The organism is Streptomyces sp. NPDC037301 (genome assembly GCF_055602785.1).
The window spans coordinates 79,484-95,016 of the sequence record NZ_JBVJWD010000011.1 but is presented as its reverse complement, the minus strand read 5'-3'; the positions used below and the strand labels follow the sequence as shown (position 1 = coordinate 95,016).

The window sequence follows — 15,533 nt, the reverse complement described above, 5'->3', positions numbered from 1 at the left end:
GAGATCCCGCAACACCGTTGCCCCTCACGGCCGTTCGTGCCGTGAGGGGCAACGGCGTTTCCGGGTGCCCTCGCGTGGCTCGGGGATGTCCGATTCCTGCCCTCGGATACCATGGTGAACCGCTCCAACCCCATTGAGATGTAAGTAATATGAAGCGCAATCAGCTGCCCGCCTCTCTGTGGTAAGGGATCTCATGTCCTTCTTCACCGACCTGGCCCATCAGTACATCGACGGAGAGTGGAGGCCGGGCAAGGGGTCCTGGGACATCATCGACTTCAATCCGTACAACGGGGAGAAGCTCGCCTCGATCACGGTCGCCACGGCCGACGAGGTGGACCAGGCGTACCGGTCCGCCGAGGCCGCCCAGCGGGCGTGGGGCGACACCAATCCGTACGCCCGCCGGCTGGTGCTGGAGCGGGCGCTGCGCGTCGTCGAGGAGCGCGAGCCCGAGATCGGCGATGCGATCGTCGCGGAACTGGGCGGCACCCGGCTGAAGGCGGCCTTCGAGCTGCATCTCGCCAAGGAGTTCCTGCGGGAGTCGATCCAGCTCGCGCTGCGGCCCTCCGGGCAGATACTGCCCTCGCCGACCGAGGGCAAGGAGAACCGCGTCTACCGGGTGCCCGTCGGTGTCGTGGGTGTCATCAGCCCCTTCAACTTCCCGTTCCTGCTGTCGCTGAAGTCGGTCGCCCCCGCCCTGGCGCTCGGCAACGCCGTGGTGCTCAAGCCGCACCAGAACACCCCGGTCTGCGGCGGCACGCAGGTGGCGAAGGTGTTCGAGGAGGCGGGGCTGCCGGCCGGGCTCCTGAACGTCGTGGTCACCGACATCGCGGAGATCGGTGACGCACTGCTGGAGCACCCCATTCCGCAGGTCATCTCCTTCACCGGTTCGGACAAGGTGGGACGGCACGTCGCCACGGTCTGCGCGGCGAACCTCAAGCGCGCCGTGCTCGAACTCGGCGGCAACAGCGCGCTCATCGTCCTCGACGACGCCGATCTGGACTACGCCGTGGACGCGGCCGTCTTCAGCCGGTACGTGCACCAGGGCCAGGTCTGCATGGCCGCGAACCGGATCCTGGTCGACCGCTCGGTGGAGAAGGAATTCACCGAGAAGTTCGTCGCCAAGGTCGCTTCGCTACGGGTGGGGGACCCGGCCGACCCGGAGACCCAGATCGGCCCGCTGATCAACTCCTCGCAGGCCGAGGCCATTTCATCGCTCGTCGACCAGACCGTCGAGGCCGGCGCGACGGCCCTGCTGCACGGCAGCGCCGACGGCAATCTGGTGAGCCCGTCCGTGCTGACCGGTCTGGCCGCGGATTCCCCCGTCCTGTCCCAGGAGATCTTCGGGCCGGTCGCGCTCCTCGTGCCGTTCGACGGCGAGGACGAGGCGGTACGGATCGCCAACGACACCCCGTACGGCCTGAGCGGCGCGGTGCACACCGGCAACATCGAGCGCGGCGTACGGATCGGGCAGCGGATCCACACCGGCATGATCCACATCAACGACGGCACGGTCCACGACGAGCCCATCGTCCCGTTCGGCGGCGAGAAGAGCTCCGGCCTCGGCCGGCTGAACGGCGAATCGATGATCGAGGCCTTCACCACCCAGAAGTGGATCTCGGTGCAGCACGGCCGTTCGCAGTTCCCGTTCTGACCGGTCACCGGATGCGGTGAGCGCGCCCCGCGGGGCGGGGCCGTGGTCTACTTCGGGGGCGGCACCCTGCCGCCCCCGACGCCGGCCATCGCAGAGAAGTGAACCGCCCGAAGTGCGCCTGAACGACCTCGACGAACGCATCGTCCACGCCCTCGCCGAAGACGCCCGGCGCTCCTACGCGGACATCGGCGCGCTCATCGGCCTGTCCGCGCCCGCCGTGAAACGCCGCGTGGACCGGCTGCGCGCCGAGGGCGCGATCACCGGCTTCACGGTGCGGGTGGACCCGGCGGCGCTGGGGTGGGAGACCGAGGGGTTCATCGAGATCTACTGCAGCCGCAATACGTCGCCGGAGGCGATCAAGCAGGGGCTTGCGCGGTATCCGGAGATCGCGTCGGCCTCCACGGTGACGGGGGAGGCCGACGCGATCGTGCAGGTCTTCGCCGCGGACATGCGCCACTTCGAGCAGGTGCTCGAGCGGATTGCGGGCGAGCCGTATGTGGAGCGGACGAAGTCCGTGCTCGTGCTGTCGCCATTGCTGCGGCGGTACTCGTCGGGGTCGCCCGAGTAGGGCGCCGGGCTGCGCCCGGCGGCCGCCCTGTCCTCAATCGCCGGACGGGCTGGACAGCTACCGGGCGGGCCGGTGATACCCCGGCTGCGGGTCTTCGACGAGGTGTCGGGCTGAGACCTGCGTCACCTGCTTGACCTGCAGAGACGTCAAGCGCAATGAATCGCCGCCACAGGCCGTCGGCGCGCAATGGATCGACGGTGTACGCGCAACGGTCGTGCCTTGTCCGGTTCGAGTGGCGGACCGTACCGTCGATACGTCCCCGCCCCGCCCGCACCGCCCGAGGTCAGCCATGCCGCCGTTGCGAACCGCCCTGCTCCAGAGCTCCGGACGACCCGGGCATGTGGACGAGAACATCAAGGTGCTCGACGGAGCCGCACGGCGGGCGGCGGATGCCGGGGTTCGGCTTCTCGTCTGTCCCGAGCTGTTCCTGACCGGGTACGCGATCGGGGCCGACGTGCCACGGCTGGCCGAGCCGGCGGACGGGCCTTCTGCCCGGGCCGTCGCCGAGATCGCCGCACGGCACGGGCTCGCGGTCCTCTACGGCTACCCGGAGCGCGCGGGCGAGCAGATCTTCAATGCCGCGCAGCTCATCGGGCCGGACGGGTCGGCGCTCGCGAACTACCGCAAGACCCACCTCTTCGGCTGCTTCGAGCAGGAGTGGTTCACCCCGGGCGAGCAGCTTGTCGTCCAGGCCGAGCTGGACGGCGTACACATCGGGATCATGATCTGCTACGACGTCGAGTTCCCGGAGAACGTCCGCTCGCACGCCCTTGCGGGCACCGATCTGCTGCTGGTACCCACCGCGCAGATGCACCCCTTCCAGTTCGTCGCCGAGTCCGTCGTACCGGTCCGCGCGTTCGAGAGCCAGATGTACGTGGCGTACGTCAACAGGACCGGCCCGGAAGGCGAGTTCGAGTTCGTCGGGCTGAGCTGCCTGGCCGGTCCCGACGGCACCGTCCGCACCCGCGCCGGACGCGGCGAGGAACTGGTCATCGGTGAGGTCGACCCCGAGTTCCTGAGCGCGTCGCGTGCCGCCAACCCGTATCTGAACGACCGCCGCCCCGGTCTGTACGGCTCCCTCGTCTGAGCCCGCCACCCCTCGTTCCATTTTTTTCGCGCAAGGAGTCCGTACCCCATGACGTCCACGGTGCCCAACGCCGTCCAGCACACCGACGCGGCTGAGCCGATCACCATGTTCGGGCCGGACTTCCCCTACGCGTACGACGACTTCCTGGCGCACCCCGCGGGGATCGGGCAGATACCGGCGACCGAGCACGGCACCGAGGTCGCCGTCATCGGCGGCGGGCTCTCCGGCATCGTCGCCGCGTACGAGCTGATGAAGATGGGGCTCAAGCCCGTCGTCTACGAAGCGGACGAGATCGGCGGCCGGCTGCGCACGGTCGGATTCGACGGCTGCGATCCGGAACTCACCGCGGAGATGGGCGCGATGCGCTTCCCGCCGTCCTCCACCGCTCTCCAGCACTACATCGATCTGGTCGGCCTGGAGACGAAGCCGTTCCCCAACCCGCTCTCCCCGGCCACCCCGTCGACCGTCGTCGACCTCAAGGGCGAGTCGCACTACGCGCGGACCATCGCCGATCTGCCGCAGGTCTACCGCGATGTGATGGACGCCTGGAACCGGTGTCTGGACGAGGGCGCGGACTTCTCCGACATGAACCGCGCGATGCGCGAACGCGATGTGCCCCGCATCCGGGAGATCTGGGCGAAGCTCGTCCAGAAGCTCGACAACCAGACCTTCTACGGATTCCTCTGCGACTCCGACGCCTTCAAGTCGTTCCGGCACCGTGAGATCTTCGGCCAGGTCGGCTTCGGCACCGGCGGCTGGGACACCGACTTCCCCAACTCCATCCTGGAGATCCTGCGCGTCGTCTACACCGAGGCGGACGACCACCACCGGGGCATCGTCGGCGGCAGCCAGCAGCTCCCGCTGCGGATCTGGGACCGCGAACCGCAGAAGGTCGTCCACTGGCCGCTCGGCACGTCACTGTCCTCGCTGCACAATGGCGAGCCGCGCCCCGCCGTGACCCGGCTGACCCGCACCGCCGGAAACCGGATCACCGTCACCGACGCCACCGGTGACATACGCACCTACCCCGCCGCGATCTTCACCGGGCAGTCCTGGCTGCTGCTCTCGAAGATCGACTGCGACGACGCGCTCTTCCCGATCGACCACTGGACGGCGATGGAGCGCACCCACTACATGGAGTCGTCCAAGCTGTTCGTCCCGGTCGACCGGCCGTTCTGGCTGGACAAGGCCGTCGACGACAGGGGGGTGCCGACGGGGCGGGACACCATGTCGATGACGCTCACCGACCGGATGACCCGGGGCACCTACCTCCTCGACGACGGGCCCGACAGGCCGGCCGTCATCTGCCTCTCGTACACCTGGTGCGACGACAGCCTGAAGTGGCTGCCGCTCTCCCCGAACGAGCGTATGGAGGTCATGCTGAAGTCGCTCGGCGAGATCTACCCGAACGTCGACATCAGAAAGCACATCATCGGCAACCCGGTGACGGTCTCCTGGGAGAACGAGCCCTACTTCATGGGCGCGTTCAAGGCCAATCTGCCGGGCCACTACCGCTACCAGCGGCGGCTGTTCACCCACTTCATGCAGGACCGGCTGCCCGCCGACAAGCGCGGACTCTTCCTCGCGGGCGACGACATCTCCTGGACGGCCGGATGGGCCGAGGGCGCAGTACAGACCGCGCTCAACGCCGTGTGGGGTGTGATGACCCAGTTCGGCGGCGCGACCGATGCGACGAACCCCGGCCCCGGCGATGTCTTCGACGACATCGCCCCGGTCGAACTCCCGGAGGACTGAGACCGGTCGGTCCGGGACCTGTTCGGTGTCACGCGGGCCGGCAGACGCTGCGCTGCCGGCCCAGGCCCGAGATCTCGACCTCCATCACATCGTCCGGACCCAGGTAGGGGAAGCGGCCGGACAGCGCCACACCCTGCGGAGTACCGGTGTTGATGACGTCGCCGGGCTCCAGCACCAGATACTGCGACAGATGGTGCACCAGATGCGCCACGCTGAAGATCATGTCCGCGGTGCTGGAGTCCTGCCTCGGCTCCCCGTTCACATAGCTGCGCAGCCGCAGCTGCTGCGGGTCACCGACCTCGTCGGCCGTCACCAGCACCGGCCCCAGCGGGTTGAACGTGGCGCAGCTCTTGCCCTTGGACCACTGGCCGCCCGACTGCTCCAGCTGGAAGGCGCGCTCGGAGACGTCGTTGCTGACGGCGTAGCCCGCGATGTGTGCGGCGGCGTCGGCGGGCGAGTCCAGGTAGGAGGCGCGACGGCTGATGACGACGGCCAGCTCCACCTCCCAGTCGGTCTTCTTCGAGCCGCGCGGGATCAGCACGTCGTCGTACGGGCCGACGACCGTGTTCGGCGACTTGTAGAAGAGGATCGGCTGCGTGGGTGGCTCGGCACCCGACTCCGCCGCGTGGGCCGCGTAGTTCTGGCCGATGCAGAGCAGTGCGGAGGGACGGGCCACCGGGGCTCCGATCCGTCGGCCCGTGATGTCGATCTCCGGGAGCGCCGGCTCGGCGGGGATCAGGTGCGGATTGTCGGCGAGCGTGGCGAGGAACGCGCCGTCGATGTCGTGGGTGATGCCGGACAGGTCGTGGTGACGGCCCTCGGGGCAGATGGCAACGGGGCGCTCATGGCCCGGCTCGCCGATGCGCATCAGTCGCATGACGGTGAACTCTCCTGACAGGTATGGGGGTTGGGGAGGGGTAGGGCCGTTCGTCCCTGATCACCGCACAGCGCTAGCGCAGACGGATGAGGGCGTCGGCGGTGACCGCGTGGACCGGGGGGCGTCCGGCGAGCAGCCGCAGCACCTCGTTGACGGCGCTCATTCCGAGCCGCTGCCGGCACTCGACGCTGCCCGCTGCCTGGTGCGGGGTGAGCAGCACATTCGGCAGGGAGCGGAAAGGGTGGCCGGCGGGCAGCGGCTCGGCGTCGAAGACATCGATCGCCGCGTCCAGCCGGCCCGATGCCAGTTCGGCGAGGAGTGCGTCCTCGTCGACCAGCCACGACCTGGCGGTGTTCACCAGGCCGGCCCCGTCCGGCATCAGCGCCAGCTGTTCGGCGCCGATCATCCTGTGGGTCTCCTCGGTGACCGGCGCGTGCACGGCCACGATCCTGCTGCGCGACAGCAGAGTCCGAAGCGGTACGGACTTCACGCCGAGCGCCTCGGCGTCCGCAGCGGAGAGGTACGGGTCGGTGACGCTGACCCGCGCCCCCATCGCCCGCACCAGGGCGATGTAGGCACGTCCGGTGCGGGAGGCGCCGATCACGCCGATGTCGCTGCCGTGGATCTCGTGGCGGGGCGGGGCCTCGCTCGCCGCCGCCCACTCCAGCCCGCCGCGCAGCGCGTGGTCGAAGCGCTGGATGCGGTGGAGCAGCGAGAGCGTGAACGCGAGAGCCACCTCGGCGACCGGGCGGGCCATCTCGTCGCCCGCCTGGGTGACCAGGATGCCCCGCCGGAACACCTCCTCGGTGACATAGGGCGCGACCGCCGAGCCGGTGTGCGCCACCAGCTCCAACCGGTCGGCCGATGCGAGGAGTCCGGCGTCCACCTTGGGCGCCCGCCACGAGGTGATCAGCGCGCGGGTGCCGGGCAGCGCCGCGGCCACCGCTGCCCGGTCCCAGTGGTCGTCCAGGACCGTCAGCTCCGCCGCGCGCTCCAGCTCCCGCCACACCTCGGCGGTGAAGAACTGGGCCCGCAGGCCCGGCGGTACGGCGACGACCACCCGCGGGCGGTCGACAGGGTCAGGAGAGCCAGGCATCGAGGTGCTCCGCAACGAAGGCGTCATCGGTCAGCCAAGGGTAGGCCGCGGCCACCCGGCTGATCTCCTCCGCCTGCCCCGGGGAGAGCGTCTCGACCGGGTCCAGGCACCTGATGTTCGCCAACAGGCCCTGGCGGTGCAGCACTTCGTGCACCCCGGCGATGCAGTCGCGGAACGCGCCGCGCACATCGAAGACCGCGCCATGTCTGTCAATGCATCGTCCCCAGCCAAGTCCTCCGCTTCGTCCCGTCGTGCTCTGTTGCGGGCTTCGGGGCTGGCCGGTCTGGTCATGGCCGGTTCGGCCGTGGCCTCCGGCTCGGCGCATGCCGCACCGTCGCACGCAGGCGATGTGCTGCGTGTCGACACGGTCGCCGAGCTGCGCGCGCTGAACACCAAGCCGCTCGACGACGGCACCCAGGTCCTGGTCGCCGGCTACCACGCCCCCGGCGACGGCGGCGCGATGGCCGTGCGCTGGGACGGGAAGTCCGACACCGCGCACAACGGCGGAACGGTCATCGCACCCACCGCCACCAGGACCGGCCGCTGGCTCCAGCTCCACACCGGAACCCTCGACTTCCGCGCCTTCGGCCACTTCGACGCCGAAGAACCCGCCGACGCCGCCCTCGACGCGATGATCGCCGACAACAGCGTCCACCGCATCGAGGCCCACACCGACCTCCTCTTCACCAAACGCCACCTCTGGCACCGCTCCAACATCGAACTCGACTTCGGCGGCCACCGCATGCGCACCGAAGGCATCGAGAAGAACACCCACGACAACCCCTTCGGCGCCGTCCTCTCCTTCCGCGGCACCGTCACCGACACCACCGTCGAGCACGCGCTCTCCGGCAAGGTCATCGAGCTCACCGACACCTTCCCGGTCCCCGACGCCAAGGCGTTCGAGGTCGGTCAGTGGTGGGCCGTGCAGGCCGATCCGGTCGCGGGCGGCGGCGGTGACGAGCGCGAGCTGCAGAAGCTGGTCGAGATCACCGAGATCATCGACGCGGACCACATCCGGATCGGCTACCTCAACGGCTGGGAACTCGCCGCGGGCCGCAACCTCACCTGGACCCGCATCGAGCCGGTCCACAACACCCACATCCGCAATCTGGTCTTCGAGGGCGCCGGCCCGGACGAGTACAGCGGCTCCCACCCCGTCAGCTTCGAGTACGCCGTCGGCTGCGACGTCTCCGGGATCCACGCCTCCGGCTCCTTCTGGCCGGTCATCATGCGCCGCTGGTGCACCCGGTTCCGTACCGAGGAGTGCTCCCTGAAGAACCCGCCCACCGTCGAGTACGGCGGCGCGGGCTATCTCACGCAGCAGATCTACTGTCTCTACGGACGGGTCGCGGACTGCACGACCAGCAACGTCCGTCATCTCAACGACCTCACCGCCTCCGCCTACTGCACCGTCGTGAACTGCCACGGCGACGGCGACGACGCGGGCGGCAACCCCTTCACGACACACGGGCAGTACGAGCACGATCTCCTCTTCGACGGCAACTCCGGACTGATGGACATAGCCAACTCCGGTGCGCAGTGGGGGATTTCCGCGAAGCGGATCACCGTACGCAGACATGTCTGCTCCTGGTTCACCGCCAACACCAAGATCACCGATCTGACCCTCGAGGACATCACGGTGATCGCGCGCCCCACCTTCGACCAGGCCGGCACCCTCACCGTCAACGCCGACGGAGCCCAGGTGCGCGGCTGCACCGCCAGGACCTTCGCCATCGCCCAGCGCTCCGCCCGCTCCACCCGGCCGACCACCATCAGCGACTGCTCCTTCGAGCCGCCCACGGGCGCCGTCCTCGTCCAGACTCCGGTCACCGCTCCCGTCCACTTCGTACGCTGCACCTTCAAGGGCGTCGACGGCGCGATCCTGCGCGGTGCGGGGCCCGTCCACTTCACCGACTGCACCGTCACCGGCGCCGAGAACGCGGCCCCGCTCTCGGTCGGATCGGCGGATCTGCGGATCGACGGCGGCAGTTACGACAACACCGGCATCGAACTCAGCGCCGTGCGCGACCAGCGGATCACCGTCACCGGCGGCACCCGCCTCACCGGCAGCAACAAGGCCAAGGTGCTTCTCGGCCGCGCGGCCGGCCCCGGGAAGGTGACCTGGGACATCAACGCGCTCAGCAGCGCCGCCTCGGGACCGGACACCGCCCATGTGCGCATCGCCGACGGCAGGAACCACTACGCGGCGACCGGCAGCCGCTACACCGGCGGCACGCTCCACCTCGCCCCGGACGCACTCGATTCGGCCCTGCACACCGCGTGCGTGGAGGACGGTACGAAGCGCGGCGCGATGCCCGCGAACAGCGACTCGATGCGCACGGACGGAAATCTGACGCTGTGACCGCCGTCATCAGAACCGCGACGACGGCCGACGATGCGGCCCTGGCCGCCCTGTGGCAGCGGTGCTTCGACGCCCCGCAGATCGCCGCCCTCCATGCCCTCGACCCGGACCGCCACCGCCATACGTTCGTCGCGCAGAACGGTCCGGGGGGCGGGATCGACGCGGTCGTCGTCTACGTACCGAGGCTGATCCGCGACGCACACGGCACTCCGCAGCGGGTCGGCGGCATCGGCAGCGTCGCCACCCGTCCCGAGGCCCGGGGGCAGGGGCTGGTGCGTCGGCTGCTGGTGGAGGCGGAGCGCACCATGATGGCCGAACAGTGCGCCTGGTCACTGCTGTTCACCGGAACGCCCGGGGTCTACCGGGGCTCGGGATGGCAGGGATTCGGCAGTGCGTACATCGAGGGGACGCTCGCGCCCCCGGCTGCCCCCGGGGCGTTCCGGGTCCGCGAGGCCACCGCGGAGGACGCCGTGGAGGTGGCTGCCCTGCACCATGCGTACAACGTGAACAGACCGCTCAGCTCGTTGCGGGCTCCGGAGGACTGGGCGGTGCGTGTGCTCGCCTGGTACGGCCCTGTCGACCGGTCGCTCGTGGCTCAGGACCCCGGGTCGGGGGCGCTCGTCGGCTGGATGGTGGCCCAGCACGAGGGGGAGTGCGTGGAGGTACGCGAATTCGCGGGCGCACCCGAGTGCCTGGGCGAGTTCTTCGCCGTCGTCGGCGAACGTGGCCGGGCCGCGGGGCTGAACCGGGCCCGGGTCCGGATTCCCGACGGCCCCGGGGTCCGGGCCGCACTGCCGGCCCTGCTGGCGGACCCCCGGTCGGTGGACGAACACGTGGGCATGGCGCGCCCGCTGCGCGCCACCGCCGACTCGGTCCGGGCCACGGTCACCGCGCCCGGCGCGGTCCACTGGTACGGCGACTGCTTCTGACCGGTACGGCGACTGCTTCTGCGAAGCCGGGCGCCGTCAGCGACAGGGAGTGAGCAGACAGCGCCCCACCAGCCCTGCCCCCGCGTCGATCCGCTTTCTGAACTCCTCGGCGAGCAGTGGGACATCACGCAATCGCCACAGCACCAGGGACGCGGACCAGGCCGCCTCGCGGGCCCGTTCCAGACTCCACGAGCCGAGCAGATGGGTGAGCGGGTCCGCGAGTTCCAGCAGATCGGGGCCGGGCATCAGATCCTCCCGGATCTGTTCCTCCAGCGTCACGAGGAGGTCGCCCACCCGGTCGAAATCCTCTTCGAGGTCGGGTGGGGTGCAGCCGAGCGTGTGGCAGGTGTCCACGACGGCGAGCGGCAGATCGTGGCCGATGTGCGCGTTGATGCCGGCCAGGGCGAACTGCAGCGGCCGTACGCCGGGATGGCGCCGGTACTGGAACAGCGGACGCCAGCAGTCGGGCGCCCGGTGCCCCGCCGTGGCCGCGTCGACCGCCGACAGGTAGCGTTCCGCGAACCGCACATCCAGTGCGGCAGCGGCCCGCCCGTCGGGGAACGTACCGTCGTCGATCTGCCGGCCGATGGTCTCGGTGACTGTCAGATAGACCTGGTTGAAGACCTCCACGCCGTCCTCGACGCCGTCCATCGGCGGCCAGGTGGAACGGAACGCACGCATCCGATCGATCACGGATGTGATGTCGGGGTCCGCGCAGGCGACCGGGCCGGCCCCCTGCGCGGGCTTCTGCAACTGTTCGGACTGCGCCATGGGGGGGGCAGCGTCCCGGCCATGAGTGCGCCACGGCGCAGACCTGCCGAGGGTTCATCGGAACGGGGGAACGGCTGCGACGCGCACCGCACCGTGCCTGGCGTGCGAGCAACCGGAAGCCCCCGCTTCGGTACTTAAGCCTTGTCCGTCGGTGTCGTTTCGTCGTAAGCCGACGTCCCGGAGTCCAGCAGGGGTTCCTGGGTCTTGAGGTGCGCCGGGGCGAAGGCACGGAGTACGTGATAGCCGGTGATCACCACGATCGTGCCCAGGGCGATGCCGCTCAGCTCGAAGTTGTCGGTGATCTTCAGGCTGACGCCGCCGACGCCGATGATGATGCCCGCGGCGGCCGGGACCAGGTTCAGCGGATTGCGCAGATCGACCTTGCCATGCAGCCAGATCTGGGCACCGAGGAGGCCGATCATGCCGTACAGGATGACGGTGATGCCGCCGAGCACACCGCCGGGGATGGCGGCGACGACCGCACCGAACTTGGGGCAGAGGCCGAAGAGCAGAGCGAAGCAGGCGGCGGCCCAGTACGCGGCGGTGGAGTAGACGCGGGTCGCGGCCATGACGCCGATGTTCTCCGAGTACGTGGTGTTCGGCGGGCCGCCCACCGCGGTCGACAGCATCGACGCGGCGCCGTCGGCGGCGATCGCGGTGCCCAGCTTGTCGTCCAGCGAGGCGCCGGTCATCTCGCCGACGGCCTTCACATGGCCGGCGTTCTCGGCGATCAGCGCGATGACCACCGGCAGGGCGACCAGGATCGCCGACCACTCGAAGCTCGGCGCGTGGAAGGACGGGAGACCGATCCAGTCGGCCTTGCCGACACCCGACAGATCGAGCCGCCAGTGGTCGACGGCCTCGGCGCCGCCCGCCGGGGAGTGGATCTTGCCGAAGATCCGGTCGAGGACCCAGGACAGCGCGTATCCGAAGACCAGGCCCAGGAAGATCGCGATACGCGAGAAGAATCCGCGCAGGCACACCACGGCCAATCCGGTGAACAGCATCACCAGCAGTGCTGTCCACTGGTCCTGTGGCCAGTACGTCGACGCGGTCACCGGAGCCAGGTTGAAGCCGATCAGCATGACGACGGCGCCGGTGACCACCGGCGGCATCGCCGCATGGATAATCCGCGCGCCGAACCGCTGTACCGCTAGACCGGCGAGGAAGAGCACCGCGCCGACGACGAAGACCGCACCAGTGACCACCGCGCTGCTGCCGCCGCTCGCCCGGATCGTGGCGGCGACCCCGACGAAGGAGAGCGAACAGCCGAGGTAGCTGGGCACCTGGCCGCGCGTGGCCAGCAGGAAGATGGCCGTCGCGACCCCCGACATCATGATCGCCAGGTTCGGGTCCAGGCCCATCAGTACCGGGGCGACGAACGATGCACCGAACATCGCGACCACGTGCTGGGCGCCGAGTCCGAACGTACGGGGCCAGGAGAGCCGTTCGTCCGGCCTGACCACGGCCCCTGGCGCGGGGGTCTTCCCGTCGCCGTGCAAGGTCCAGCGCACGCCGAGGCCCATGGTCGCTCCCTGTGTGTAGGTGCGGAGTCCCGTGCCTCGCCCGGCATGGCGCAAACCGCAGAAATAATCAGCGCCATGGTAATGCCGGATCGCGCCGCGCTCGCGGCCGGGCTGTGGGCGCAAGCGCTCCACCCCGGATCCCATGCATGAATCGTGCGCGAAGCATTGTCACTCCGAACAGGCGGCCCTACGCTCGCACGGTCTTGGTCATGAACATGGTTCACGTACATGATTAGTGGGAGTGTTTCGATGAGTGGAAGACCACGTCGGCGTCTGGGCGCCTTCCTCACCGCCGCAGTCGCCCTGGCCGCGGTGCTTGTGCCGACCGCTTCCTCGGCTGCCGCCACCGCGCACGGCCACCGCCCGCCGCCTCGCGTGCCGAGGACCGTGGTCATCGACGGACACCGCATCCAGCAGACGAAGCTCCGGCTCGACCACGGCGACCCCGCCCTGCGCACCGCCGTCCGGGCGCTGACCGCCAAGGCGGACGACTGGCTCGGTCAGGGCCCCTGGACGGTCGTCGACAAGCCGAAGCCCGCGCCGAGCGGAGACCCGCACGACTACCTCAGTCAGGCGCCGTACTGGTGGCCCTCCCAGCCGAAGACTACGGAGAACCCCTGGGGCTGCCCGTACGTGCAGCGCGACGGCGTACGCAACCCCGAGGTCGACACCGGCACCGACCGTCCCGACATCGGCAAGGTCTTCAACTCCGTCACCACCCTCAGCCTCGCCTGGTACTACACGGGCCGGAAGCAGTACGCCGAGCACGCCTCCGGCATCCTGCGCACCTGGTTCCTGGATCCCGCGACGCGGATGAACCCCAACCTGAACCACGGGCAGTTCATCCCCTGCAAGTACGACGGCCGGGCGATCGGCATCATCGACTTCTCCCAGCAGTACACGTCCGTTCTGGACGCGGTCGCGCTGCTCGACACCGGCGCACCCGGCTGGTCGAAGAGCGACCGGACCGCCATGCGGGCGTGGAACACCTCGTTCCTCGACTGGCTGGTGAACTCGGACTTCGGCAAGCAGGAAACAGCCGCTCAGAACAACCACGGCACCTTCCAGGACATGCAGATCGCCGGCCTCGCCCTCGCCACCGGCGACAAGGCCCTCGCCCGCAAGGTCGTCCTGGACGCCCGTGCGCTGCGGATCGACCAGCAGATCGCAGGCGACGGCACCCAGCCGCAGGAGCTGGCACGCACCCGCAGCTGGCACTACTCGACCTTCGACCTGGTCGCCTACACCCGGCTCGCCGCCATCGGCAGGCAGGTCGGCGTGGACCTCTGGGCGTACGAGGGGCCGCAGGGGCAGAGCCTGTTCAAGGCGGTCGACTATCTGCTGCCCGCCGCGACCGGGACCGCTCCCTGGCCCCACCCGGAGCTGGAGTTCTACCGGTACGCGGCCAGTGACATCGTGCACGCGGCCGCCGACGCCGGTGACGCGAAGGCCGAGGCGGCCGTCGGGCAGCTGGAGACTCCGCCCGGCGGTGACCTGTGGGCGCTGCGGCCCGCCGCGGAACAGCTCGACTCGATCGCCGGCTGAACCGTCCGCCACGCCCCGCACAGCCGACGGCTCAGGGGCGCGGCTCGGCCGCCGCCGCGCTCGGAGCGGCGGCGTCCGAGGACGGCACGGCCCTGCGGTCGCCCGCCCGCAGCACCCCGGCCCCCAGCACCAGGCCGAACGCCAGCACCGTCACCAGGCCGAACGACACGACCAGCGAGGTCGCCTCGGCCAGCGAGCCGATCGCGGACGGGGCGATGAGCCCGGAGGTGTACGTGATGGTGGCGACGCCCGCGATCGCCTGACTCGGGTTCGGGCCACTGCGTCCGGCCGCCGCGAAGGCGAGCGGGACAACCACGGCGACACCGAGGCCGAGGAGCCCGAAACCGCACATTGCCAGTACCGCGTTCGGCGACGCGACCACGAGCAGTCCGCCGACCGTCGCGAGGACGCCGCCGACCCGTACGGTCCTGACCGACCCGAAGCGGTCGACGACCTTGTCACCGGCGATCCGGGCGACCGCCATCGTCAGCGCGAACGCCGTCGTGGACGCCGCGGCGAGCCCGGCGGAGGTGTCCATGATGTCCCGGAGGTAGACCGCCGACCAGTCCAGACTGGCGCCCTCCGCGAACACCGCGCAGAAGCCCACCGCGCCGATGATCAGCGCCGACTTCGGCGGCAGCGTGAAGCGCGGCGGCGGCTCCTCGTCCGGCTCGCTGCGCAGATCCAGTACGCCCTGACAGGCGATCAGCCCGAGCGCCGTGAGCACCAGAGCGGCGATCGTGTGGTGCAGCCGGGCGTCGGAGCCCAGATGCGCGGCCACCGTGCCCGCCGCCGAACCGACCAGGGCGCCCACGCTCCACATGCCGTGCAGCCCGGACATGATCGACTTGTCGAGGCGGTTCTCCACCTCGACACCGAGGGCGTTCATCGCCACATCCGACATGCCGGCCGATGCCCCGTAGACGAAGAGCGCGGCGCACAGCGTCAGCAGGTTGGGTGCCAGCGCGGGCAGGATCAGCGCCAGTGTCCACAGGGCGAGCAGCCCGCGCAGCGCGGTCCTGGCGCCGAAGCGATGACTGATCGCACCGGCCAGCGGCATGGCGAGGGAGGCACCGATCGCCGGGAAGGCCAGGGCGAGGCCGAGCTGCCCTGCGCTGACCTCCGCGTGGTCCTGGATCCAGGGCACTCGGGTGGCGAAGCTGCCGGTCACCGCGCCGTGCACGGCGAAGACCGCGGCGACGGCGAACCTGGCCCGCCTCACCTGCTCCATGCCGAAGACCGTCTCTGTGGAATCCGTTGTCATACCGCCGTGCCCTCCCCTGGGAATCCTCTGTCACCGGCGACCCCGGCGCCCGTCTCCACGGTGCGGCCCGTAAACTATCAGGAACCCTGCCTGATAAATAGA

At 69.9% G+C, this 15,533-nt stretch carries 12 protein-coding genes and 1 pseudogene; 7 read left to right on the top strand and 6 right to left on the bottom strand.

Annotated elements, in window-relative coordinates; all coding sequences use genetic code 11:
- The first annotated feature begins 193 nt into the window (after window positions 1-193).
- The 4 genes from ACZ7IB_RS19480 to ACZ7IB_RS19465 all read left to right on the top strand — a co-directional run bounded on the left by ACZ7IB_RS19480 (window position 194) and on the right by ACZ7IB_RS19465 (window position 5,061).
- The gene (locus ACZ7IB_RS19480; RefSeq protein ID WP_470913903.1) at window positions 194-1,651 is read left to right on the top strand and encodes an aldehyde dehydrogenase family protein; all 1,458 of its coding nucleotides are present in this window, start codon (window positions 194-196) and stop codon (window positions 1,649-1,651) included.
- Window positions 1,652-1,763: 112 nt separating this feature from the next.
- Window positions 1,764-2,219 (top strand): Lrp/AsnC family transcriptional regulator, encoded by a 456-nt coding sequence (locus tag ACZ7IB_RS19475; RefSeq protein WP_114243475.1) that lies wholly within the window; start codon window positions 1,764-1,766, stop codon window positions 2,217-2,219.
- Between the two features lie 289 nt (window positions 2,220-2,508).
- Window positions 2,509-3,306, top strand: a complete 798-nt coding sequence (locus tag ACZ7IB_RS19470; RefSeq protein ID WP_470913901.1) for a carbon-nitrogen hydrolase family protein — start codon at window positions 2,509-2,511, stop codon at window positions 3,304-3,306.
- Window positions 3,307-3,354: 48 nt separating this feature from the next.
- Window positions 3,355-5,061 (top strand): flavin monoamine oxidase family protein, encoded by a 1,707-nt coding sequence (locus ACZ7IB_RS19465; RefSeq protein ID WP_470913899.1) that lies wholly within the window; start codon window positions 3,355-3,357, stop codon window positions 5,059-5,061.
- A 28-nt stretch (window positions 5,062-5,089) separates the two neighbouring features.
- Here the strand turns inward: ACZ7IB_RS19465 and ACZ7IB_RS19460 are convergent, their stop codons facing one another.
- From ACZ7IB_RS19460 to ACZ7IB_RS19450, 3 genes and pseudogenes are all read right to left on the bottom strand, one after another.
- Window positions 5,090-5,938 (bottom strand): fumarylacetoacetate hydrolase family protein, encoded by an 849-nt coding sequence (locus ACZ7IB_RS19460; RefSeq protein WP_470913897.1) that lies wholly within the window; start codon window positions 5,936-5,938, stop codon window positions 5,090-5,092.
- 73 nt (window positions 5,939-6,011) lie between these two features.
- Window positions 6,012-7,034 carry a hydroxyacid dehydrogenase gene (locus ACZ7IB_RS19455; protein WP_470913895.1) on the bottom strand — a complete coding sequence of 341 codons (1,023 nt, stop codon included), beginning with the start codon at window positions 7,032-7,034 and terminating at the stop codon, window positions 6,012-6,014.
- Window positions 7,018-7,245 (bottom strand): annotated as a pseudogene (locus ACZ7IB_RS19450) (dihydrodipicolinate synthase family protein); the annotation flags it as partial. The pseudogene ACZ7IB_RS19450 and the gene ACZ7IB_RS19455, both read right to left, overlap by 17 nt.
- Here ACZ7IB_RS19450 and ACZ7IB_RS19445 point away from each other — a divergent pair.
- Together ACZ7IB_RS19445 and ACZ7IB_RS19440 are read left to right on the top strand one after the other, a co-directional pair.
- Window positions 7,237-9,396, top strand: a complete 2,160-nt coding sequence (locus ACZ7IB_RS19445) for a peptidase C14 (protein ID WP_470913893.1) — start codon at window positions 7,237-7,239, stop codon at window positions 9,394-9,396. The pseudogene ACZ7IB_RS19450 and the gene ACZ7IB_RS19445 sit on opposite strands and share 9 nt — an antisense overlap.
- Complete coding sequence (locus ACZ7IB_RS19440) at window positions 9,393-10,325, top strand: GNAT family N-acetyltransferase (protein ID WP_470913892.1); 933 nt, start codon at window positions 9,393-9,395, stop codon at window positions 10,323-10,325. Before ACZ7IB_RS19445 ends, ACZ7IB_RS19440 begins: the two co-directional genes overlap by 4 nt.
- 36 nt (window positions 10,326-10,361) lie before the next feature.
- On the opposite strand, the gene ACZ7IB_RS19435 is transcribed toward ACZ7IB_RS19440, so the two are convergent.
- Window positions 10,362-11,096 carry a DUF5995 family protein gene (locus tag ACZ7IB_RS19435; RefSeq protein ID WP_470913890.1) on the bottom strand — a complete coding sequence of 245 codons (735 nt, stop codon included), beginning with the start codon at window positions 11,094-11,096 and terminating at the stop codon, window positions 10,362-10,364.
- Window positions 11,097-11,230: 134 nt separating this feature from the next.
- Window positions 11,231-12,622, bottom strand: a complete 1,392-nt coding sequence (locus tag ACZ7IB_RS19430; protein ID WP_470913888.1) for a uracil-xanthine permease family protein — start codon at window positions 12,620-12,622, stop codon at window positions 11,231-11,233.
- Between the two features lie 249 nt (window positions 12,623-12,871).
- Between ACZ7IB_RS19430 and ACZ7IB_RS19425 the strand changes: the two genes are divergently transcribed.
- Entirely contained in the window at window positions 12,872-14,167 is a 1,296-nt protein-coding gene (locus ACZ7IB_RS19425) for an alginate lyase family protein (protein ID WP_470913887.1), read from the top strand.
- Window positions 14,168-14,198: 31 nt separating this feature from the next.
- Here the strand turns inward: ACZ7IB_RS19425 and ACZ7IB_RS19420 are convergent, their stop codons facing one another.
- The gene (locus tag ACZ7IB_RS19420) at window positions 14,199-15,431 is read right to left on the bottom strand and encodes an MFS transporter (protein ID WP_470913885.1); all 1,233 of its coding nucleotides are present in this window, start codon (window positions 15,429-15,431) and stop codon (window positions 14,199-14,201) included.
- Window positions 15,432-15,533: the final 102 nt, after the last annotated feature.

Excerpts from the sequence above, each read along its gene's own strand:
- ACZ7IB_RS19480 (WP_470913903.1), top strand. The coding sequence starts at position 194 with ATGTCCTTCTTCACCGACCTGGCCCATCAGTACATCGACGGAGAGTGG.
- ACZ7IB_RS19470 (WP_470913901.1), top strand. The coding sequence starts at position 2,509 with ATGCCGCCGTTGCGAACCGCCCTGCTCCAGAGCTCCGGACGACCCGGG.
- ACZ7IB_RS19465 (WP_470913899.1), top strand. The coding sequence starts at position 3,355 with ATGACGTCCACGGTGCCCAACGCCGTCCAGCACACCGACGCGGCTGAG.
- ACZ7IB_RS19460 (WP_470913897.1), bottom strand. The coding sequence starts at position 5,938 with ATGCGACTGATGCGCATCGGCGAGCCGGGCCATGAGCGCCCCGTTGCC.
- ACZ7IB_RS19455 (WP_470913895.1), bottom strand. The coding sequence starts at position 7,034 with ATGCCTGGCTCTCCTGACCCTGTCGACCGCCCGCGGGTGGTCGTCGCC.
- ACZ7IB_RS19445 (WP_470913893.1), top strand. The coding sequence starts at position 7,237 with ATGTCTGTCAATGCATCGTCCCCAGCCAAGTCCTCCGCTTCGTCCCGT.
- ACZ7IB_RS19435 (WP_470913890.1), bottom strand. The coding sequence starts at position 11,096 with ATGGCGCAGTCCGAACAGTTGCAGAAGCCCGCGCAGGGGGCCGGCCCG.
- ACZ7IB_RS19430 (WP_470913888.1), bottom strand. The coding sequence starts at position 12,622 with ATGGGCCTCGGCGTGCGCTGGACCTTGCACGGCGACGGGAAGACCCCC.
- ACZ7IB_RS19425 (WP_470913887.1), top strand. The coding sequence starts at position 12,872 with ATGAGTGGAAGACCACGTCGGCGTCTGGGCGCCTTCCTCACCGCCGCA.
- ACZ7IB_RS19420 (WP_470913885.1), bottom strand. The coding sequence starts at position 15,431 with ATGACAACGGATTCCACAGAGACGGTCTTCGGCATGGAGCAGGTGAGG.